The sequence below is a fragment of the Paenibacillus sp. FSL K6-1230 genome (assembly GCF_038002385.1).
GTDB classification, from domain to species: Bacteria; Bacillota; Bacilli; order Paenibacillales; family Paenibacillaceae; genus Paenibacillus; species Paenibacillus massiliensis.
In genome coordinates, this window is record NZ_JBBOCK010000001.1 from 4,497,409 (window position 1) to 4,517,191 (window position 19,783).

General features: G+C 51.7%; 22 protein-coding genes. 8 read left to right on the plus strand and 14 right to left on the minus strand.

What is annotated here, in order from left to right; all coding sequences use genetic code 11:
* Positions 1–14: 14 nt before the first annotated feature.
* The 11 genes from MKX74_RS19750 to MKX74_RS19800 form a co-directional block, all read right to left on the minus strand.
* Complete coding sequence (locus tag MKX74_RS19750; RefSeq protein WP_341179558.1) at positions 15–1,217, minus strand: glycosyltransferase; 1,203 nt, start codon at positions 1,215–1,217, stop codon at positions 15–17.
* Positions 1,214–1,954 carry a glycosyltransferase family 2 protein gene (locus MKX74_RS19755; RefSeq protein ID WP_341179559.1) on the minus strand — a complete coding sequence of 247 codons (741 nt, stop codon included), beginning with the start codon at positions 1,952–1,954 and terminating at the stop codon, positions 1,214–1,216. The genes MKX74_RS19750 and MKX74_RS19755 overlap by 4 nt, the downstream gene beginning before the upstream one ends.
* Positions 1,951–2,328 (minus strand): HAD hydrolase family protein, encoded by a 378-nt coding sequence (locus tag MKX74_RS19760; RefSeq protein WP_341179560.1) that lies wholly within the window; start codon positions 2,326–2,328, stop codon positions 1,951–1,953. The genes MKX74_RS19755 and MKX74_RS19760 overlap by 4 nt, the downstream gene beginning before the upstream one ends.
* On the minus strand, positions 2,312–3,157 hold the full coding sequence (locus MKX74_RS19765; RefSeq protein WP_341179561.1) for a sugar phosphate isomerase/epimerase family protein: 846 nt from the start codon (positions 3,155–3,157) through the stop codon (positions 2,312–2,314). Before MKX74_RS19765 ends, MKX74_RS19760 begins: the two co-directional genes overlap by 17 nt.
* A 158-nt stretch (positions 3,158–3,315) precedes the next feature.
* Positions 3,316–4,308 carry a hypothetical protein gene (locus MKX74_RS19770; protein WP_341179562.1) on the minus strand — a complete coding sequence of 331 codons (993 nt, stop codon included), beginning with the start codon at positions 4,306–4,308 and terminating at the stop codon, positions 3,316–3,318.
* Positions 4,286–4,876, minus strand: a complete 591-nt coding sequence (locus MKX74_RS19775) for a hypothetical protein (protein WP_341179563.1) — start codon at positions 4,874–4,876, stop codon at positions 4,286–4,288. The genes MKX74_RS19770 and MKX74_RS19775 overlap by 23 nt, the downstream gene beginning before the upstream one ends.
* Positions 4,873–5,748, minus strand: coding sequence for an RnfABCDGE type electron transport complex subunit D (locus tag MKX74_RS19780; RefSeq protein ID WP_018884980.1), 876 nt, complete (start codon positions 5,746–5,748; stop codon positions 4,873–4,875). The genes MKX74_RS19775 and MKX74_RS19780 overlap by 4 nt, the downstream gene beginning before the upstream one ends.
* A 53-nt stretch (positions 5,749–5,801) precedes the next feature.
* Positions 5,802–6,464 carry a helix-turn-helix transcriptional regulator gene (locus MKX74_RS19785; RefSeq protein ID WP_018884981.1) on the minus strand — a complete coding sequence of 221 codons (663 nt, stop codon included), beginning with the start codon at positions 6,462–6,464 and terminating at the stop codon, positions 5,802–5,804.
* Between the two features lie 273 nt (positions 6,465–6,737).
* Positions 6,738–7,523, minus strand: coding sequence for an ABC transporter permease (locus MKX74_RS19790; RefSeq protein WP_341179564.1), 786 nt, complete (start codon positions 7,521–7,523; stop codon positions 6,738–6,740).
* Positions 7,524–7,526: 3 nt separating this feature from the next.
* A complete protein-coding gene (locus tag MKX74_RS19795; protein WP_341179565.1) occupies positions 7,527–8,336 on the minus strand; it encodes an ABC transporter permease in 810 nt (269 codons plus the stop codon).
* The gene (locus MKX74_RS19800; protein ID WP_341179566.1) at positions 8,320–9,315 is read right to left on the minus strand and encodes an ABC transporter ATP-binding protein; all 996 of its coding nucleotides are present in this window, start codon (positions 9,313–9,315) and stop codon (positions 8,320–8,322) included. The genes MKX74_RS19795 and MKX74_RS19800 overlap by 17 nt, the downstream gene beginning before the upstream one ends.
* A gap of 267 nt (positions 9,316–9,582) precedes the next feature.
* Here MKX74_RS19800 and MKX74_RS19805 point away from each other — a divergent pair, with 267 nt between their 5' ends.
* On the plus strand, positions 9,583–9,933 hold the full coding sequence (locus MKX74_RS19805) for a VOC family protein (protein WP_341179567.1): 351 nt from the start codon (positions 9,583–9,585) through the stop codon (positions 9,931–9,933).
* Positions 9,934–10,032: 99 nt separating this feature from the next.
* On the opposite strand, the gene MKX74_RS19810 is transcribed toward MKX74_RS19805, so the two are convergent.
* From MKX74_RS19810 to MKX74_RS19820, 3 genes are all read right to left on the minus strand, one after another.
* Entirely contained in the window at positions 10,033–11,208 is a 1,176-nt protein-coding gene (locus tag MKX74_RS19810; protein WP_341179568.1) for an aminoacyl--tRNA ligase-related protein, read from the minus strand.
* A 123-nt stretch (positions 11,209–11,331) separates the two neighbouring features.
* Positions 11,332–12,198 carry a phytanoyl-CoA dioxygenase family protein gene (locus tag MKX74_RS19815; RefSeq protein WP_341179569.1) on the minus strand — a complete coding sequence of 289 codons (867 nt, stop codon included), beginning with the start codon at positions 12,196–12,198 and terminating at the stop codon, positions 11,332–11,334.
* 18 nt (positions 12,199–12,216) lie between these two features.
* Positions 12,217–12,564, minus strand: a complete 348-nt coding sequence (locus MKX74_RS19820) for a VOC family protein (protein WP_018884988.1) — start codon at positions 12,562–12,564, stop codon at positions 12,217–12,219.
* A 230-nt stretch (positions 12,565–12,794) separates the two neighbouring features.
* Here MKX74_RS19820 and MKX74_RS19825 point away from each other — a divergent pair, with 230 nt between their 5' ends.
* From MKX74_RS19825 to MKX74_RS19855, 7 genes are all read left to right on the plus strand, one after another.
* Entirely contained in the window at positions 12,795–13,703 is a 909-nt protein-coding gene (locus MKX74_RS19825; protein WP_341179570.1) for a glycosyltransferase family 2 protein, read from the plus strand.
* 52 nt (positions 13,704–13,755) lie between these two features.
* Positions 13,756–15,096: an aminotransferase family protein gene (locus MKX74_RS19830; RefSeq protein WP_341179571.1), complete on the plus strand. Its 1,341-nt coding sequence runs from the start codon at positions 13,756–13,758 to the stop codon at positions 15,094–15,096.
* A 73-nt stretch (positions 15,097–15,169) separates the two neighbouring features.
* Positions 15,170–16,741 (plus strand): M2 family metallopeptidase, encoded by a 1,572-nt coding sequence (locus MKX74_RS19835; protein WP_341179572.1) that lies wholly within the window; start codon positions 15,170–15,172, stop codon positions 16,739–16,741.
* Positions 16,742–16,789: 48 nt separating this feature from the next.
* Entirely contained in the window at positions 16,790–16,978 is a 189-nt protein-coding gene (locus tag MKX74_RS19840; protein ID WP_025680302.1) for a hypothetical protein, read from the plus strand.
* A 46-nt stretch (positions 16,979–17,024) separates the two neighbouring features.
* The gene (locus MKX74_RS19845) at positions 17,025–17,966 is read left to right on the plus strand and encodes a hypothetical protein (protein WP_341179573.1); all 942 of its coding nucleotides are present in this window, start codon (positions 17,025–17,027) and stop codon (positions 17,964–17,966) included.
* Positions 17,967–17,994: 28 nt separating this feature from the next.
* Positions 17,995–18,918 carry a YqaJ viral recombinase family nuclease gene (locus MKX74_RS19850; RefSeq protein ID WP_341179574.1) on the plus strand — a complete coding sequence of 308 codons (924 nt, stop codon included), beginning with the start codon at positions 17,995–17,997 and terminating at the stop codon, positions 18,916–18,918.
* Positions 18,899–19,735, plus strand: coding sequence for an RnfABCDGE type electron transport complex subunit D (locus tag MKX74_RS19855; protein ID WP_018884995.1), 837 nt, complete (start codon positions 18,899–18,901; stop codon positions 19,733–19,735). Before MKX74_RS19850 ends, MKX74_RS19855 begins: the two co-directional genes overlap by 20 nt.
* Positions 19,736–19,783 lie beyond the last annotated feature (48 nt).

Genomic DNA, 19,783 nt, shown 5'->3' on the forward strand with positions numbered 1-19,783 from the left:
GATGAACTCCGTTGCTAAAAAGTCATTCGTCGACGGCTCTCCATGAGCTGTGTGCCAAGGCTGTATATTAGCTCAGCTCCCTGATAGCCTCGGTAACTAATCTCCCTGGCTAGCTCACGAGCCTTACAGGCATACTCATCCTCCAGCATATAGATGGATAAGTGATACAGATGTGAAGCCGTCAGGGCACCAGGCCAGACATACTCTCCAGCCCCCAGCTTATGAACGGCCCGCGCGTTGAATTCGCGCTCAGTATGCGTTGGCAAGATGAGCGACGGCACACCGTACGTAAGTGCGGCCATACAGCTACCATGGCCACCATGGTGAATGAATAGATCGAAATCAGCGACCTGCTCATCAGGCAGTGCGGGTACCAGCCATATATTATCCGGCCAATCGGCGGCCTGCTCTGTTGTTAGCTCCGCGCTGGCAATGACGACAGTTACTGGCTGTCCCCCAAATGCTTGCAGGACCATCTCCAGCACGCGCCGACCAGACACGCCGGCCGAGTCCTCCATCCTGCCCGGATAGACCAGAATGGAGAGCTCATGCTGCCCGGCCCAATGCGGTCGAATGGACGGATGAAGCGGATAGGAGAGCGGTCCTGCATAACGTACGGTGTTGTTATAGATTCGATCCAGCTCAGGGATGCCTGGCACGATATCCACATCCCCCCTGAAGCACTCCTCAATGCGCTGAACGGGCGCGATGCCAAGACGAACAAGAACCCTGTTCAGCACAGGTGTAACACGAGGGAGATTACGTGGAGCTCGCCCCCAATACCACATCGGCTTGCCATCAGGATGGTAGCAGGACTGAACCATTGATATGGACGGAATGCCAAGAGCCCTAGCCGCGAGTAGCGTGTGAAGGCTCATATCGGCAATAACCAGATCAGGTCGCTCCTGCTCCAGCATTTGAATGCGATGCCGAATCCACGACTCTGTAAAGGCTTCATCCAGTAGCCCCATCTGGGCAAAATAATGGTCCACATTGTAGATTGTCGGCTGGGGTAGAAGAAGACTGTCCTCTGCTGGCATGAGCGGATCATCATCAACGAGCAATTCATAGCCCAGACGCCTGACCCATGCCATGCTCCCTTCGCCATAAATGGACATGCTGACGCGAGCCCCTTGCTCCTTGAACCTCTCAGCGGCTGGAGCATTTCGAACGATTGGACCAAGTCCGCCGCTTAAGCCAAAGAATATACTAGTCAAAGCTGCTTCCTCCCCTTCCCGGTCCATTGATGAGCATGTCGAGCGAACTCCTCAAGCTGCTGAGGGGTACCCAGTGGATAACATCCCGTCGCCCTGGCTATACGGTAACGATAGCCCTTCGCCATCAATTGATTATAGAGCGGGGCCACATAGCACTCACCCGCTTCCGGCGTCCATCGGGCAGCAGCCTCTCCAGCAGCTTGCACGAAGTCCTCCGCACGTTCGAATTGATACAAGCCCGTGCTGGCATAGGCAGAAATCACCTCTTTTTCCCTCACCTCGGCTACATAGCCGTCAGCTTGCACTCTCACATAGCTGTATGCCGGAGAGCTGGAAGGGAATACCGATATGACACCATCAGCCTCACCAGCCAAGCGGAAGCTGTCTGAGCCCAGCCGGGTATACGTATCGCAATTATAGATCAGCAGTGGTTCTGTTAATTGCATGTAAGGCGCCGCCTCCAGGACAGTCAACGCCTGACCGTTACGAACATCATCAATGCCCACTAGGACTGCATCAGGAACGTAAGCTCTGATCAGCTCAGCCAGTGGGTAATGCTCCAGATGCTCATTCAGGCAGACAAAGATCGTACCCGACAGATTCACATAAGGCTCCAGGCTATCCAGCGCCCAGTACAGCATCGGCCTTCCTGCTGCCTCTAGCAGCATCTTCGGCTGAGTCAAGCCCTTGCTCGTAAATCTGGAGCCTGCACCAGCCATGGGGATAACAATATTCATGTGATATCCCTACCCGCTAGCCTGTCCCTACACGCCGCAAGCTGAACCTCGGCAGCCTCCCAGCCCGAGAAGCCCCAGCCCAGATCGTCAATATAAATATGGCCGTAAGGCTTGCCGAACACGATCTCGTCATAGGGAATGCCATAACGCTCCAGCCAATCCAGCGTGAGCTTGCCGATCGAGGCTACCACTTTGCCTGTGTTCCCTTCCCTAGTGCGCATATTACGAGCCGTATAGATAATGACCTCATGGCCCTCGGCCTTCATGCGACGTAAGGCAGCAACCGCACCTGGCAGTGGTACCACATCCTCATAGCTCTGCCCCTCCCGCTTCAGACTGCATATGGTGCCATCCAGATCAATGACGATCCTCATGAGATTCCTCCTTTATCCAGCCGCGCCGTAGCGCATAAATCAGCATATCGTTCATGGCTGTCTTCGGGCATGGCGACGCATCAGGCGACTCCAGCACGACCTGTATAGCGCATCCTTGATCGCACAAATATCCCCATAATTTATGCAACTCTCCCTGCCCCTGTCCGAGCGCCTCATCTTTGGTTCTCCGGCTCGAGCGCTGGCGCTGGAGACCCGTGTCCTTCACATCCACATGACTATAATCCTTGAAATGTATCGCTGATACCCGCCCACCATATCTGTCCAGCAAGCTCTGCATACTCATGTCCCCTTCCGCCGTGTGAAGCGTATCCAGCACAAGCTGCACGCGTACGTCAGTACTCTCCATGAGTCGTGCAATTTCCTCCTCTCGGAAGATACAGTGCCCCCAATGCGGATGAATTGATGTATGAATGCCGTATTGGCTGTAGCGCTCTATGATTTCGCTCATTACCTGCTGCATTCTACGCTCATCCTCTGGTAATCGCTGTCGCACCATTTGCAGTCCGGGTCCAAGCACGACGGCTGGAATCCCTGCCTGCTGCATCAGACGTGCACGCTGCTCATGAAACAGATACAAGCCCCGACGGCGGTTCCACAGATCGAAATGGCCAAATTCGTAGACGGCGACAATGTCCACCTGGTTCCTCTGTGCTATCGCTCGCAGCTTGTCCGGATGCTGTTCATAGACTTCTAGCTGGGAACCACCGATCTCTACAGCTTTTATGGGAGTCTGTCCTGCCCAGTGAAGCGCCTCCTCCACTTGATCCTTCCACATTCCTACCTGATATGCCCATCTTATTCCCAGCATCCTCCCTCCTTATATCCGCATCAGAATAGCCTCTTGCTTGCATCTATCTTAAAAATTCTGTAATCCTGTATACTCGGCTTTTGCTGCACTCTGGTGAGCGCCAAGGCACTTTGGGGCACATAGTGCACTCAGGTGAGCTCTTAGCCACAACCGCCGGGTCAGGCCAGCTTAAGTACACGGTCAGGATGCCGGACTATCCAATCATTCATCATGCCTAGGCTTTGTTCCTCATGGCCAGCAATGCGCTCGAGCCGTATATTCATCCTGGGAACCAACGGACGCATCTCCTCCCGGAGCAGACCTCTGGCTACCAGATTACCGAGCACCATCCATTGTTGAGAACTTTCCAGGACTGTCTCTGCCACTTCTCGCAGACCACAAAGATTCAAGAAGACATGATAATGATAGCGACTGTAAGACATTTCCCGGATCATTTTGTACATCAGATTGAGCCAGTCCTTGCTGACAAGCTCAGCATGCTGCTCCAGCTCTCCGCGAAAAACAAGGAAGGTGTCGAGCCCATAGGACGCCCGCTCTTTGACCGGAATTGCAGACGTATCGCCATTCATCACCATGGCATTCATCAGAATCGGGGTGTAGTAATTGAAGTCCTGCTCTGCCTGCTCGACCTTCTCTCCTCTAGTGATGTAAAAGCAGAACAGTTCCTGATAATTCTGGTACAGCGTCCGGTAGCTATTCGTTGCCCGAATCAGGTCTTTCTTGGCGATCCGTCCAACATAGCGATAGTAGTGATCGCAGATCTCATAATGCTCTCCCGCATCACGAATCACCTCCAGCATGTGCATATCGTGAATCTGTCCCTTCAGCACAGGCAAATAAGATAATTCATATACATCAGCAATGACGCCGACAGTTACCCCCGTACGAAGGATCTCATCCACTTGCTCGCATAAGATTTCCCCGCTCTCGGCAGTACTCTCCACCCACTGTACACCATGATAGTGGCGGAGCTGCTCAGCAATGGGCAGATAGTAAGGCTCCATGATGGACAAGCCATCCTTTTCCGGCCAATAAACCATGCCCGCCTGTGACCAGATCAACTCGGTATTCACGCCCAGGCGCTTAAGCATGGCTGTGATAATAATATTGGTGCAGCTATGATAATTGCTATGGTAGGGCAAGTAATCCATCAGTATCCCTCCTGAACTCGGCTGTCATCGCAAAGATATGCATGAACAAATTCTCACTCAGCACCATGCAGTCTGGCGCTTCTCCGTCTGAGGGCAGCTTAAGGGCACAATGCCACATGCTCGGCTGGATGCGTGTATATTTGCCAGTCTGTGTATGCATGTATGGCATAGTAAAGGCGAGCATATCATGAAAGGCCGGCTCGACCGATATCAGATCGGACAAAGCCAGCTTCCCTTCATGTATGAGTCGACCATTCCTGAAAAATTGAACCACCTCGTACAGGTCTGCATTTTCAGACACACCAAGCACATGAATACACGACATTTTGTCTGTTGTTACGGGAAGCACAATTCGCTGATGGTCCATCTCCATATTGTCACCTGTCTCTCCTGAAGCAAGCCGGAATGGTACGTTATTCACGACATGGATTCCGCCAAATTGAACAAGCTCCGCTGCAAAGGAATTAGAGGCAATGGTCAGGCGACCTTCTGTGCGTTGTTCATAGGTGGTGAAGCCCTGATTATTAAAATGCTCACTAAGCTCCAGTAGCTCATAATAGACCATCATCCCGTGACCTCCCCCTTCAAGGTGTTACTCCGTCGGAGCATAAGCCAGCGGTAAGGAAGACCGAAGCAGATCGTGACGACAAAAGCTGCATAAAATGGAGAATTGGTAACTCCCTGAACTCGCAGAACAGCGTCCACCAATGCGATCAGCAAGGCTGCCGTAATCCGGGCCCAGCGAGCTTGCGGCGTCGTCTTCGGGTCGGTAATCATGAAGAAGGCGAACAATTGAAAGGAGGCACCGACCAACGGACCAAAGGCATAGTACATAGGTTCACCAAATAGCGTATGACGAAGCAGCGCGAAGAAGGCAAAGCTGCTGACGAATGCCACCACTGTATCCAGACGCTTGGCCATGGCTGCCGCAATGAAGCCCAGAATCAAAATGAAGGCCATCACATCCCATGAATTCGTCCACTGCTTGGGTGTGCTGACCACGTATTGTGGAATGAAGGTCAGCACGATGACTAGAGCGATATTGTTGGGATTGAAGATATGACTGCCGCCAAGTCGCAGAGCATGCTTACAGACGATTACCAGCACTGCGGCCAGGGCGTAGGGCCACAGCGTATACGAGCTAAGCAGTAGGCCAATTCCGATGCCCGATATAAGAGCGCTGAGTGGAAAAGACCATTTTTTGTACAATATCCGAACCATGATGAGCTCTACCAGCATCGTCGTACAGACAGACACGATAAGGCTGTCCCAGCGCTGATGAAAGCCAAGAAATTTCTGACCTGCAAAAGCAAAGCTGAACAAGAAGAGTAGCACGTAATAGCGAGCATCCTTCCAGAACACGATGTTGTGTGCAGGTTCACCGGGCTGAACTGGCTTGAAGGGACCTCTTTGATAATAAAATGGAAATTTAAAAGACATATCGTCTCTCCTTCACATGGACTCAATCAGCCTTCTATCTTATATCTCATATCTCAATTCCCGTACAACGGCATGAACTTCCGTTGCTCGGATCGGGTCCGGCGATACTGCGAAGGGCTGACACCCACTCTTTTCTTGAAGATTCGCGTAAAATGCGTTAGATCGGTATATCCCACTTCAAAGCAGACATGGGTAACGGCCTCCCCCCGCATTAGCATGTGCTTGGCTTTGTCAAGCCGTTTGTTAATGATGTAGTCCTTAAAGCCGATACCAGCGAATAATTGAAATTTTTTGGAGTAGTATTGCTTGCTTACATGAATGTGCGAGGATACTGCATCTAGCGACAAGGAGCTGTCGAACAAATTTTGATGAATGAAATCGAGAGATCGGTGGAATGAAGCATGTTCTTGTGAACGATCCGGTGTGCTCTTCGCGAGGCGAAGCCACTCATTGATCATGCGGATATGATGATCGTTGAGACTGCTGAAGAACACGGATGCCCCATAGGTGATAAGCTGATGAAGCGGCCATTGGTCCGAGAAAGATTCCTCTAGGGTCAAAAACACATTTAACTTGCTCCGATAGTGCCTGACAGCAGTAGCCGCCTCCTCTATTGTCCGAATAATGACCAGGTTGGCGGATTGGGATAACTGCTCCAGACATTGATGATTCTTGCCGGATGATGATGTGGTTACGAATAAAACCAGCAAATCCATTGGCAAATACCCCCTATGATGATAGATAATGATCATTTCGCATGTTCGACTGGCACGTCATCGCCTTAAAACCATACTTTCAAATAAATAAAAGTCGAAATATGCAAAATGTTGTAATTATAAATTTATCACAGAGGGAATTTAACATGTTCTGCTTACTTGGTTTTTTATCACTGGGTAACCAGAGCAGACCCGCTTTTGTATCTCTACAATAGGGCTTACCATGAAAGGAGCAATATCCCATGAGCACATACTCCTCCCAAAAAACGACCCTTAGGAGCCAGAGCTGGTGTAGAATTGAACGGACCGTCTCCAGAACACACGACTGATCCAGAACCACCCCAGTGATAACACGGCGGCGGCAAAAGCCATGCCCCAGGTAGCCTTGTCCAGCAGCCAGCTCACCGGAACGGTGAACACAAACAGCACAGGCAGCATATAAGAGAAGATCGCACGTGGCACCCCCCCGAAAAAGGAAGCCGGAACAAACAAAAATCCAAATAGCGAGAAAAACACCTGACTGACGAACTGCGCACGCTTCGCCCAGATGGCGATGGTGACAATCACCATGCACATGGAATACAGCAGGCCAAGACCAAGCAAAGTATAGATTAGTGCCAATCCCAACCTCCACCAATCGACGGTAGCCTCCATGTGCACCCAGCTGTAGCCGGCCACGATGGCCCCTGTCAGGAGATTCAGCCCAAAGCCAAGATTCGGCTCCGACAGGGAGATAGAAAATTGCGAATCCACAGGCTTGAGCAGCAGGAAATCCAGCTCTCCAGTCACAATCTTGCGTGGCAGTGACTGAAGACTGTTCACGGTGAGCATAAGAAAGATAGTAAAGAACATCTCGGAGAAGCCACGAAAAAACATCATTTCATATTTGGACCAGCCTGCGATGGATTGCACCTGACTGTACATCGTGTAGTAGAAGTAGACGAACAATCCGAAATTCACAGTCATTCCCATGCTCCACAATAGTAGCTGAGCAGGTGACCTCATCTCCCGAATCAGTGAGATCCGCAGATAGCTTCGATAAATTTTGGCATACCGCATGAGTTATCCCCCCTCAGCCTGGTATGAGCGCAATCCCAACCGCCACATGGCCCAGGCTGCGCTTCCCAGCAGCACAATCCAGCCTGCCTGATACATCAAGCCCTCCAAGATGGCCTCCGTCGTCAGACGCTCAGACAGAATATTCGCTGTGAATGAGACTTGATATGGGAAAGGCAGCAGCTGGAGCAGCCAGCTCAGCGATGCAAATACATCCGGCGGGAACCACATACCACTCAGGAACCAGAACATATTTCCGAAAAAAATAAAAATGACATGATAGCCCCTTACCCAAAAGGAAAGCAGGCCCATACAGAAAAAAATTAGAAAGCTGATACCTGTTCCCAGCACCATGCTCAATACTACATAGATGGCATGACGGGCAAGCCCCTCTGCAGTGATATAGTCTGCATAGATTAGACCAACCATGGCTGCTGCTGCGGGAAGCGCCAGAAACAACAGATGTACAGCTCGCCGACCTGCATGCATGTGTAACATGTACACGAAATAATGAAGTGGCTTATGCAGATGCTGATGCAGGCGACCATTCTCAATATCATCGGCCAGCTGGTAATGGAAGCCTTCCGCCAGAACGATATTTCGCAGCACTGCGACGAAGATCAGATAGGTCACCATGGCACGCAGGCTGTAGCCGCCAATCTCCGAGCCACCTGCTAGGATGGTCACCCACATGGCCAAGGGGATTACCAGTGTATAGAGGTTCATGACACCAGATACGATAAAATCCAGGCGGTACATCATGGATTCCTGAATCGCAAGTCTGCTCACGGTAACATATTTAATCCATGGCTTCATGGCATGACTCCCCTGCATACAGCTGTTCGATAGCATCCTCTACTGGCGGGTCCTCCACATTGATCTCCTGTGGTTGCCATTGACCGAGTGCAGTCAGAAATGAAGGCACTTCCTGACGCTCAACTCTGAAAATATACAGCCCATCCTGCTGCTCTGGATTGTCGGTATGAAGCTCCAGCCAGGCACGATCGGGCGGAACGGCGAACCTTGCCTTGACCCATTGCTTCGTTCCCATTCGCCGTTGTACTGTTGCCAGGTCTCCATCATAGATAATCCTTCCTTCATGGATGACAATGATCCGCTGACACAACGAGACAATATCCGCCATGTAGTGACTTGTCAGCATAATCGTCGTGTTCGATACCTGATTGTATCGTTTGATGAATGCCCTCAGACTGCGCTGTGAGGTCAGATCCAGACCGATGGTCGGTTCATCCATGAATACCATGCGGGGCTGATGCAGCAATGCTCCGATAATCTCCATCTTCATTCGTTCTCCCAGTGACAGATTGCGCACAGGCACGTTCAGCAAATGCATCACATCAAGCCCAGAGGCAAGCTCTTCAATCCGCTCTCGGAAGCTTCGTTCAGGAATGTCATAGATGTCACGGTTCAGCGTAAAGGAATCAACGGCTGGAATATCCCACCATAGCTGATTTCTCTGACCCATGACAAAACTGATCTGTCGTAGATAGTCCGCCCGGCGTCGAGAAGGCATATGCCCTAGCACATGAATCTCCCCTGAGGTAGGTGTCAGAATGCCAGAGCACATTTTGAGCACTGTGGTCTTACCAGCACCATTAGGTCCAATGAAGCCTACAAGCTCTCCCTCCTCAATGCGGAGATCCAGCTCCTTCACTGCCTGTGTAATCCGGTAGGAAGGCTTGACCATTCCCTTCAGTGCTCCTCGCAGACCTTCTCGCTTGACTGGTATTTTGTAAGATTTGCTTAGACCTTTTGCTTCCACTGCCAGTTGCATAGCTTCCCTCCTTGTAGGTTATCCGCTCTGCCATCGTAGCACAGGCTTTCTACGTACAATCGGCTTCAGGCGTGGGATCGAAGGACAACAAAAGCCAAGCCCCCCCTCCTGCCCTCCACTACAATGTATCCAGTACACTGCGCCTTGTCCGACCTGACATCAAACGACCTGTTGCAGGGTGAGGCATAGGAACAGCACGAGCCCACATTACTGCATGACCAGTGAATACACACAGGTGAAAGATATGAATGCTAAGGAGGAAACGTCTTGAACCAACAGCCCTTGTTCGAACGCGTGGACACCGTTTTTGTCGTAGTGGAGGATTTTAGGAAAGCAATTGATTGGTATAAGCATAAGCTCGGATTGAAGCCTGTTTTTCAGGCCGACGGAGCTTGTGCCCTGACCACAGGTGAGACAACGCCAGTAACGCTAATTGATGCATCCGTGCTGGAGGAGGAGCATCCGATCTTTAACTTCTTCACAGCGGATATTCAGATTGCACATCAGCATTTGAGCAGTCGCGGCATTCAAGTGGGCCCGATCAGAGATTATGGCAGCATGAGCACCTTCGACTTCCGGGATCTGAATGGTCGATTGTTGAACGTCTGCTCCTTCTGAGAACTGAACGGTACAGCAAAAAGGCATCCTTTCCCGAATGGAGACAGGATGCCTGTTGTGCTTCATGTCCAGACTATCTTGATAGCGCTTAATAACGCTCTATGGAAAAAGTCGCTTACGGACATCCGCAGGCCAGCTCTGTACCTCTCTACCATGTACATAGAGGAGTGCCTGAAGCCAGCGGTCGATGCCCAGCCCTACGCAGCCTGAATGAAGCTCGCCATGAGTAGGCTGAATATGATAAGCACCACACAGCACATCACCGCACAAATTAAAGGATGCGATCGCCGTATCCGAAGCTCCGTCCGGGGCTGCACGCAGCTCGTATTTCAAAGCACCGGACTGCTGGTAGAACTTCATAATACTATCCTCTTGGTAGAAGAAGGGGTCCGTAGCCGTCTCCAGATATCCCTTTAACCCCAATTCGTTGAATAACTCCCACACATGCTCAACAATGGTCTCTCTCATAGCCGTCACTTGTGAGGGCTCACCTACGAACATAATCTCTCTCATGCGGAACTCCCGCCCCCGAAAAGCCTTCACCCGTGCACGGTGCTCATGCCGATAGCAGCGCCCTTCCGCTGAATAGACCTCCAGCCCCTCGGGGATATGGCCCGTCTCCGCCAACTCATCGTACAGATGGAAGCACAGACAGGGCTGTAAATACAGGTTGCTGTGCCCGAAGAGCTCTACAGTAGAGCTCCTGCTCTCTGTCAGCTGGCGGTACTCCTCAAGGACAGCCCGCTCATGCGGGATTTCGGACAGAGCATATACATTCTGTGGATAGTGATAGGCATAGCCGCTGCGCATCATTTGCGGGAGGTTCAGAAAGGATGGATATCTGCGCAGCTCTGAGCCAAGGCGAAGAGCCAGATCGTAGAACAGCTGGTCCAGCGCCCGTTCAAGGAGCGCCTCATCATGCTTCAGCACCAGTCCACCAGACTCGCTCATTGTCGCCGTTTCCTTCTTAGTTGAAGTCGAAGGTTGGCGTTGAGCCGAGCGGGTCTGTGAGTCTGGGGTGATGCCTGCTGCTTGCTGTTCCCGGTTATCCCGCAGCACAGTTCGATGCTTGAGCCGGGTCTTTAGATTGTCAGCTACATACGCTTCAACATCCTCCCGAACCTGGTCCCAACGATCCCCACTGTAGCTGACTTCAAGCGCGTGCTCGCTTACTTGTACATCTGTTATATTCTCAGATAAAAAATAAACCGTGTCTGCAATCTCGGCAGCCTTCATACATTCCCTGCTGCTCTTTAGCGGATACGTGAGCTTCATGGCCTCTCCCCCTGATTGGTCTAATACTGGTATCGCTCGTGATATTTGTTCCGTCTGACCTCACTCTGCTGATCCTCCGTAGTTCTTCCTCTACCGCTCTGTCCCGCTTGTTCCCCTGTGCAGTTATCCTTTGTCAGGCTGTGAATGCGGCTGCTGCTTCTTATGAATGAACTGATCATAGTAAGGCGTGTCATGATAATGAAAGACTGAGGGCTGCGTCTCCATAATCTTGGAGCGGGTATTCAACCTACGCCGGACCCTAGAGCCACGGGTATCCACCAGATGGCTATAGTTCAGTGTTACCTTGTCGGTGCTCTGTGGGGCAAAATGGGTAACAAAGGAGCGTCGATACCGATAGCGGCTCTTGTTCTTGGTCGATCCATGATACGTATTGCCTGTAAAAATAACGATATCCCCTGGCTCCGTTTCAATCTGAATCGCCTTATATCCCTCAGGTACCCGCAATATCTCACTGCTATACGCATTCGTACTGCCTGCCACAACCTCGGCCGATGCCAGCTCAAGGCGGTGCGTTCCCGGAACGAAGAGCAGGCTGCCGTTCTCCGGATCTGCTCCATCAATGCTGACCCATATTGCGTAAGACGTGTCCGGACTGACTCCGATATGGTAATTATCCTGATGATACCCAAGCCCCCTTGTCCCGGGCGGCTTGTAGTAGAAGCCTGACTGGACGGCAATCGGCTCCTCGCCGATCAGTTCCTTGAGCACTCCGATAGCGGATGGCTCCATCATGAAGTCACGAATGCCCTCATTATCCTGATGAAAGTCCCGCAGCCGATTGGGATACAGACTGGCAAAGGGATCATGGGCCTGCTGCTTCACCTGCCCCGAGGCCAGCAATTGAAGCCAGATCGCCGCGTACTCCTCACACAGTCGTGTGAGCTGTTCCTGCCGATACACTCGCTTTACTACAAGATAGCCATTCTCTGTAAAGAAATCCCGTTGCTCCTGCGTAACGTACACTGTCATCCTTAAGCCTCCTCAGTCTTAATAGTGGCATACATTCGATACATGCCCATCCTCATCCCAAAAATCAAACAGCTGTACTGTCCCGTAATCCCGAATAGGCGTCGTTCGTATCCCTGCTGACGTCATTCGCGCATGTGCATCCTCAATATCCTCCGTATAGAAGTTAAAGAGGGGATATTCTTCGGCAACCGTATCCTGCTGCACCAGTGTAATTGGAGTCGTCCCACCGACCTGTAAAGTCGCAATGACATCTGTTCGCCATTTGACACTGAATCCGAAATGCTCCAAATACCATGCCAGCGTCTGCTCCAGATTTGGAACACGCAGGAAAACGGTATCTATTCGTTCCAAAAAAGCTTTCTCCATCTTAGCACCCCCGATATGCGTTATAAATTCACAGCCTGGCTCCAACTATACTCTGTCCACTCCCCAGCCTCTCTGCGATTGTTGGCACATCGCCTGCTGCCTGCCCGTTCAGGCCGATGTTGCTCCCACTTCCCACATGGCCTTCCCTATAAAAGCCGAGTGCGTGCGAAAGCCGAAACGGTATGATGCCCTTACACAAGGCACATGACTGCCCAGGAGGAGGTGATACCATGAGCAGCACTAACGCGATCAGCGTCATTATACCTGTCCATAATCAAGCCTATCCCTTATCCATTACACTCTGGGGATTCAGTCGTCAGGCTCCCCAATTTCGAGATTGCGAGATCATCATCGTCGACGATGGCTCCACCGAGCCGATCGAGGCCGTAGTCGATTCCTATCGAGACAGATTAAATATCACCTATGTAAGAATCCCTCATCGTGGTCGTGCTGCAGCTCGCAATGAGGGGCTCTGCCAATTGGACAGCGAAGTCAGCATCGCTGTGTTCTGTGATGCAGACCGTGTTCCACGTCCGGACTTCCTTGGGGCTCACTACAGGGCTCACTCGGACGGGCAGAATCAGATTGTCATCGGACAGGTGCGAGAGCTGTATCTGTCGCAGCCAGAGCGCAAGCGGGACATTCTGCTTCAGCAGCTCACACATGAGCAGCGAGACCGAATCCCGCAATATTGCCAACTCGTATATGGCCTCTTTGACCTTGAGGGACGCACTCGCTCAGCTATCCCATGGGTAGCCACACTCAGCGGCAACATGTCCATACATAAGGATGTGCTTGCACGAAGTGGCGGATTCGATGAGGAATTTAATGCATGGGGCTTCGAGCATATGGAGCTCGGATACCGCGCATATCGTACTGGCGCCGAATTCCGTTATGCCCAAGAAGCTGTAAATGTACATCTCGCTCATCCGCGGGACACCAAGGGATATGAGCAATACATGAAGCGTAGTCATGCACTCTTCGTCCGCAAGCATCCACAGCCAGAAATTGCTGGCTTCCTCAGCTATATGACGGGGGAGCTTAGTCTTCGGGGATTAGAAGCAATGGCAAGGGCTTTACCCGAGGAGGATGAGCGGCTTGTCGCTCCGGATCAATATGTACGAATCACTAATTTTTGAATGAACACAGAAAGAGGCAGCTACAAGGCTGCTGATCGAGAGGAGTTCATAGATGAATCAGAATACTGCCAGCAGCAGGGATGTCTACCCTGTTTTGCACCCATTTACGTATATGCCTGAGCACAGCTCTTCGGAAGGCCACCGCTTCGAGGATAGCTATCTTCAATTGCGACGCGGTCAGGGGGCATGGGTATATGACGAGGATGACCAAGCCTATTTGTACGCAACCACTGCTGTCCCCTCTGTAGGGCTATCACGTCCCGAGGTCTGTGAAGCCATTCTGGCCCAATACAAGACGTTAAGCTTCTCTTCTACCTGTGCGCAGCGGCATGGTCTGGAACAGCAGCTTGCTAGTCGACTGTTAGAAGTCTGTGGGGGCCACCATACCAAGGTATTTTATTCCACTGATGGCTCAGGTGCAGTGGAGGCAGCCATGAGGCTCGCCAGACAATACTTCATCGCCGACGGGCAGCCCAAGCGCACGAAGTTCATCTCCCTTGAAGGGGGTTACCACGGAACCACCTTCGGCTCCGGGTCTGTGACGCATCTGGGGATTGGAGCCGCTTTTGGTCCCGGCCTTAGCGGATGCGTCAGCGTACCGGCTCCCAATCTATACCGTCCGCCACTAGAGGGGAGCAGCGACTGGATTATCCGTTATTGTCTGGACCAATTGGAGGAAGCCATATTCGAGGAAGGCCCGGATGAGATTGCGGCCATTCTGCTGGAAGAAGTCCAGGGGGTTAATGGAATCGTCCCGATCCCTTCCGCTTACCTGACCGCTGTAAGGGATATTGCTACAAAGCACGGTATCCTGGTCATTATGGACGAGGTCGGCACGGGACTGGGACGAACCGGGTACTGGACATCCTCACAGAAGATCGGTCTCATTCCTGATCTGTTGGTGCTGTCCAAAGGGTTAACGGGAGGCTATTTTCCGATGGGCGCTACCCTGATATCCCCTCAGCTGGAGCAGCGACTGTTCGGGCAAGGAGGTATATTCCTGCATGGTTCTACGCAGAGTGGGCATCCCGTCGGGTGCGCAGCAGCCCTTGCTGTGCTGGACATTATGGAGAAGGAGCAGGTTGTTCTGAATGCCAGAGAACGGGGAGCATGGATTCTGGAGCAGCTGCGACTCCATCTCGCGGATCATCCCCATGTCGGTGAGATTAGGGGAGCGGGCATGATGATCGGAATTGAATATGTTACGGACCACCAGACAAAAGCACCTGCTGACTTCTCTCTTGGCATGCGGCTGACTTCGAATCTCCGCAAGGAGGGCATTCTCGGCAACTATTTCAATAACGTACTATCACTGCTTCCACCCCTGACACTGACAGAAGCCGAAGCCGAACAGCTGGTACTTGGCGTCACCGCCGCTACCCGCGCCCTGTGAGTAGAATGCTCATGAGCCCTACTTCACTAGGTAGCATTCAGAACATTCTACGAAAAAGGAGGTGAACCAGGCCTTGGTTCGATCAAGAATCACAGCAGAGCAATTTCTTGAAACGGCAAATGCAGAGCTGACTCCACGGTACCATACGATGATGGAGTCCCTGTGGATGACTGTCACAACAGGACAGCGGGCATGGACCCGTCAATACGAGAAGCACGAGCAAGACTACCAGAGCTATCTTGCCGCACCTGAGCTTCAAAAACAATTGAAGAAGCTGCTGCTCAAGCCTCGGAGCTCCATGCTGAGCTCACAGCTACACTGGCTAGCGCAGGAATCTGCAGAATGGCGCGGAGACTCAGAGCGGCTTAGGCAGATCAGTTCCTTATGGGGAGAGCTGTACTACAAGCTCAGCTCCTTTCGAGCAGAGCTGTACGGAATGAAGATGGATGAGCAGGCCGTAGGTAGGCTATTGCGTTCATTGAAGGATGGATATTTACGTAAAAAGGTATGGTACGCCGCCATGAAGGTAGGGGACCAGGTGGCTCCTGGCCTGATTCGACTTGTCAAGCTTCGTAATGAAGCCGCAAAAGCTCAGGGTTACGCGAACTACTATGAAATGAAGCTGAAGCTACAGTATACAGATCCTGCACTGCCAGGTGAATTGATCCGTAGATTAAGAAACGGGCTGGACCAGACTTATCTTGCTGCCAAAAGCCGGCTCGACGAGCGCTTGAGTGAAACGTATCAGCTGCAGTCGGAGCACCTCCATTCCTGGCATTATGCTCATCCCTTCGTCCAGACCACTGGAACACCAGACAGCTTGAAGCTGTCCATGGATGAGCATGTGGGACTTCGAATGGGCTCCTGGTTCGACGGGAGAGGACTGAACCTGTCTTCCATAATGCAGCAATCCGATATTCAGCTCCGTTCTGGTAAGCCCGCAGCCAATCTCTGTCTTCATCTTGATCGTGCGGGCGACATTCGCATATCCTGCCATCTATCCATGAATCAAAGGGGATTATCGCTTCTACTTCATGAACTTGGTCATGCGGCATACGAGCAGTCTATTGATCGTAAGCTTCCTTTTCTGTTGAGACAGCCTGCTCATCCATGCCTGAGCGAGGCTGCAGCGCTCCTATTCGAGCGCCTGGCTTGGGATGCCTCATGGTTACAGGATATGCAGCTTCATACCACCGCTGAATCAGATTGTCCAGGCTTGGCAGTAGACGAACTAAAGGCAGCACACCGTGATGAATTGCTGATTCGACTCTATTGGACAATGACGCTGGTACAGTTCGAGCAGCAGCTATATGAGCGGCCAGAGCAAGACTTGAACCGTCTGTGGTGGGATACCGTGGAAGAGATTCAACAGATTCGCAGACCAGCCGAGTGGAATTATCCGTTCTGGGCAGCAAAGGCTCATCTCACCACGTTACCAACCCAATACTATACCTATCTTTTGGGAGAAATCGCTGCATCTCAGCTTCAGCAGGAGCTGCTGAAGCAGCATGGGCACTGGTACGAGGAGAATGCTCTTCGACAGCTAAGACAACAGGTCTTCTCTCCAGGAGCATCTGTCCCTTGGAAGGAGCTACTGCCAGGTGCACAACTAGACCCGAGCAGCCTGATTCAGGAGTTACGCTAGGTTAGGTTAAAGGTCTATTACCATGCTATAGAAGAAAGGATGAACCCCATGCTGAACAGTGAAGTACGCACCTATTATTTGCCAGCGGATGAGCTGGATTATTATCGTAGACTGAAGCCCTCGCTGAATGATCAGAACTTCAAGCCCTCCCTCAAAGTCAGCCCAGAGCGAACAGATCTCTTTCATCGTATCGACAGGGTGAAGACTGAAGCCACTACACCAGAACAGAACGAATAATAGCATGAATACATGCAAGCACATCCCAATATGAAAGGAGACCAGCATGCCCGATCTGATGCGCTCACGCTTTTTTAATGCAGTCCGTTACGATTCTGGCACACATTCCATCCTTAAGACCAGCACAGATCAGGACAAGCTGCGCGATGAGATCAACTGGTACTTGCAGCTTCCATCTGAGTATCAGCACCTCGTACCAGAAGTGCTGGAGCATGGATTGCAGGAAGAGCCGTTCCTCAGATTGGCCTATGTTGGACTGCCTACACTTGCCGACCTGTGGGTGCATAAGCGCCTATCCCCCCTGCAATGGAATCAGGTGTGGGAGCAACTGGATGAGCTGCTCCTCGTATTCAGAAGCCACAGCGCTATAGTCACTGCAGAAGACATGGAGGATATGTATATTCACAAGACCCATGAGCGTCTTCAAGCTTTTCTTGAGGGATGTTCCTGGGCACAGCAGGTGTACGCTGCAGGCAGCTTCCGGCTCAACGGAAGACTGCTGTCCTGCCCCATCCGTCTGCTGGAGGAAGGTCGTCCAGATCTACGTCGTCTCTGCACAAGCCCCCAGCCAGCCTTGCTGCATGGCGATCTGTGCTTCAGCAATGTACTCTATGCACCAAGTACACGCAAGATGCTGTTGATCGATCCGCGAGGCCGCTTCGGTCAAGCTGGAATCAGCGGAGACCAGCGCTATGATCTAGCCAAGCTGCGCCATAGTCTCAGCGGCTATGATTACCTCGTCAGGGGTATGTACCGTCTGATCACAGCTTCATACGACCTGCATCTGGACATCCCACACCAACAGCTTCGGGAGCAGTTGCGCCGCGAATGGGACAGCAGACATGCCCATATATTAGAAAGCATCCGGTGCATTGAGTGTCTCTTGTATCTATCCATGCTTCCCCTACATCAGGAAGACTCGAAGCGGCAGCTGGCCTTGTACGCGACAGGTACTGCGCTGCTGCATGACGTCCTCATGCACCGTTGACCGAATCTGCGGTACGAAGGGAGAAGCTATGTCCAAAACAATATTGGTAAGAACCGACCAGCTTAGTCATTCGGAATGGCTTGATTGGAGGAGGCAAGGCATCGGCTCCAGTGAAGCGGCAGCCGTATGCGGCAAGCATCCGTGGCGCTGTAGCGTCCATGTTTACCTTGACAAGATTCGTGAACTGCCACACACGCCCGATACACTTCCGATGAAGCTGGGCCGCATGCTGAAAGGAACGGCTGCTGCTCTCTTTGCAGAGGAACACGGCTGGCGACTCATTCGTAAGAAAGCGATCTTTCGACACCCAGAGCATGAATTCATGCTGGCGAATATCGATCGCTGGATTGTCGGGCAGCACACAGGTCTGCTCTGCAAGACGGTTCGAGAATACGCCAAAGGTGACTGGGAGGATCGCGTCCCGGAACATATTCTGATTCAGTGTCAGCATCTGATGGCTGTTACTGGAGCAGACCACTGGTGGATTGCCCTACTGATTGGCGGACAGCAATTCAGAAGTATACGAGTAGAGCGTGACCAACGGTGGATTGCGAGGATCATTGCCAAGGAAGAACAATTCTGGTATCAGCATGTGCTTCCGGGCATTCAGCCTGCATGGGACGGAACGCCCGGCTCCACCGAGCTCCTCAAGCAGCTCTATCCAGCGGATCATGTGAGCCCCAGCCCACTTCGTCTGCAAGAGGAAGCGGATCATTGGGCCGATGTATATCGGTGTGCCGAATCCATGGAGAAGGCGGCTCTTCGCAGCAAAACAGAAGCCGAAAATCGCATAAAAGGAATGCTTGGCTCCGCTGAGGAGGGCGTTACCGACAGATATTTACTGGAGTGGAAAGCAATCTATCCGCGCTCAGGACGGCAAAGTCCGTATCGGCGCTTCAAATTGTCTAATCTAACCGATGATGGAGGTTCATATGAGGAACGAAAGCATTGATCGAGTGCGAGTTACGGTAGCCTGGTCTGACTACAAAATCGATCCGCGGTATTTCATACTACTATTTCTATCCACGTTCGCTATAGCTGGCCAGGTGTATCTCGGCTTTTTTCAACGCTGGGATGATCTTCTGGCTGCAGTCCTGGTATCCACCCTCACAGAGCTGCTCTTGTACAGAGTGTTCAAAAAGCATTGGGCCTTTCCCATCAGCGGGATCATTACAGGTATCGGTGTCAGCCTGTTGCTTAGCTCCCACGTGATGTGGGCATATGCCTTGACCTCATTTTTGGCAATTTCACTCAAGTACCTGATTCGCTTGAAGGGGGGGCAGATATTTAACCCCAACAATCTCGCTATGGTCATCATGCTAATAGCGCTCCCACAATTTGCAGTCAGCACACCCAAGCAGTGGACCAACGGCTTCGGAATCATGCTCTTCATCATGCTGCTAGGACTTATTGTATGTTATTTGGCTAACCGTCTGGACTCTGTGCTTACTTTTTTGGGGAGCTTCGCCCTGTTCGGGCTCATGCGTCATTACTTCTTCGGTGCTCCACTCTATGCTGCGCTGGGGCCCTTGATGGGCGCATCCCTGCAATTGTTCTGCTTCTTCATGATCACTGATCCCAAATCTTCACCCTCCACCCGGAGGGGGCGAATTATTTTTGCCTTTGCTGTAGCTGCGATTGATGCTTTCTTTCGAATTCAGCGAATTCCCAACCCTCAATTCTATGCTCTGTTCCTGGTCTGTCTGCTCGTAGTCGTTCCGCACCGTCTCTGGATGTCCAAAATCCAACGACAGAGTCTACAGCCATAGAATCATAGATTTGTTCCATACAAGCAAGCGTAAAAAATCTCAAGCCAA

Bases quoted from the DNA above. Each gene is read 5' to 3' on its own strand.
- MKX74_RS19830 (WP_341179571.1), top strand. From the start codon at position 13,756: ATGAATCAGAATACTGCCAGCAGCAGGGATGTCTACCCTGTTTTGCAC.
- MKX74_RS19845 (WP_341179573.1), top strand. From the start codon at position 17,025: ATGCCCGATCTGATGCGCTCACGCTTTTTTAATGCAGTCCGTTACGAT.
- MKX74_RS19850 (WP_341179574.1), top strand. From the start codon at position 17,995: ATGTCCAAAACAATATTGGTAAGAACCGACCAGCTTAGTCATTCGGAA.
- MKX74_RS19815 (WP_341179569.1), bottom strand. From the start codon at position 12,198: ATGACAGTGTACGTTACGCAGGAGCAACGGGATTTCTTTACAGAGAAT.
- MKX74_RS19810 (WP_341179568.1), bottom strand. From the start codon at position 11,208: ATGAAGCTCACGTATCCGCTAAAGAGCAGCAGGGAATGTATGAAGGCT.
- MKX74_RS19790 (WP_341179564.1), bottom strand. From the start codon at position 7,523: ATGCGGTATGCCAAAATTTATCGAAGCTATCTGCGGATCTCACTGATT.
- MKX74_RS19760 (WP_341179560.1), bottom strand. From the start codon at position 2,328: ATGAGGATCGTCATTGATCTGGATGGCACCATATGCAGTCTGAAGCGG.
- MKX74_RS19820 (WP_018884988.1), bottom strand. From the start codon at position 12,564: ATGGAGAAAGCTTTTTTGGAACGAATAGATACCGTTTTCCTGCGTGTT.
- MKX74_RS19825 (WP_341179570.1), top strand. From the start codon at position 12,795: ATGAGCAGCACTAACGCGATCAGCGTCATTATACCTGTCCATAATCAA.
- MKX74_RS19775 (WP_341179563.1), bottom strand. From the start codon at position 4,876: ATGATGGTCTATTATGAGCTACTGGAGCTTAGTGAGCATTTTAATAAT.
- MKX74_RS19780 (WP_018884980.1), bottom strand. From the start codon at position 5,748: ATGTCTTTTAAATTTCCATTTTATTATCAAAGAGGTCCCTTCAAGCCA.
- MKX74_RS19840 (WP_025680302.1), top strand. From the start codon at position 16,790: ATGCTGAACAGTGAAGTACGCACCTATTATTTGCCAGCGGATGAGCTG.
- MKX74_RS19785 (WP_018884981.1), bottom strand. From the start codon at position 6,464: ATGGATTTGCTGGTTTTATTCGTAACCACATCATCATCCGGCAAGAAT.
- MKX74_RS19800 (WP_341179566.1), bottom strand. From the start codon at position 9,315: ATGCAACTGGCAGTGGAAGCAAAAGGTCTAAGCAAATCTTACAAAATA.
- MKX74_RS19765 (WP_341179561.1), bottom strand. From the start codon at position 3,157: ATGCTGGGAATAAGATGGGCATATCAGGTAGGAATGTGGAAGGATCAA.
- MKX74_RS19855 (WP_018884995.1), top strand. From the start codon at position 18,899: ATGAGGAACGAAAGCATTGATCGAGTGCGAGTTACGGTAGCCTGGTCT.
- MKX74_RS19755 (WP_341179559.1), bottom strand. From the start codon at position 1,954: ATGAATATTGTTATCCCCATGGCTGGTGCAGGCTCCAGATTTACGAGC.
- MKX74_RS19770 (WP_341179562.1), bottom strand. From the start codon at position 4,308: ATGGATTACTTGCCCTACCATAGCAATTATCATAGCTGCACCAATATT.
- MKX74_RS19795 (WP_341179565.1), bottom strand. From the start codon at position 8,336: ATGAAGCCATGGATTAAATATGTTACCGTGAGCAGACTTGCGATTCAG.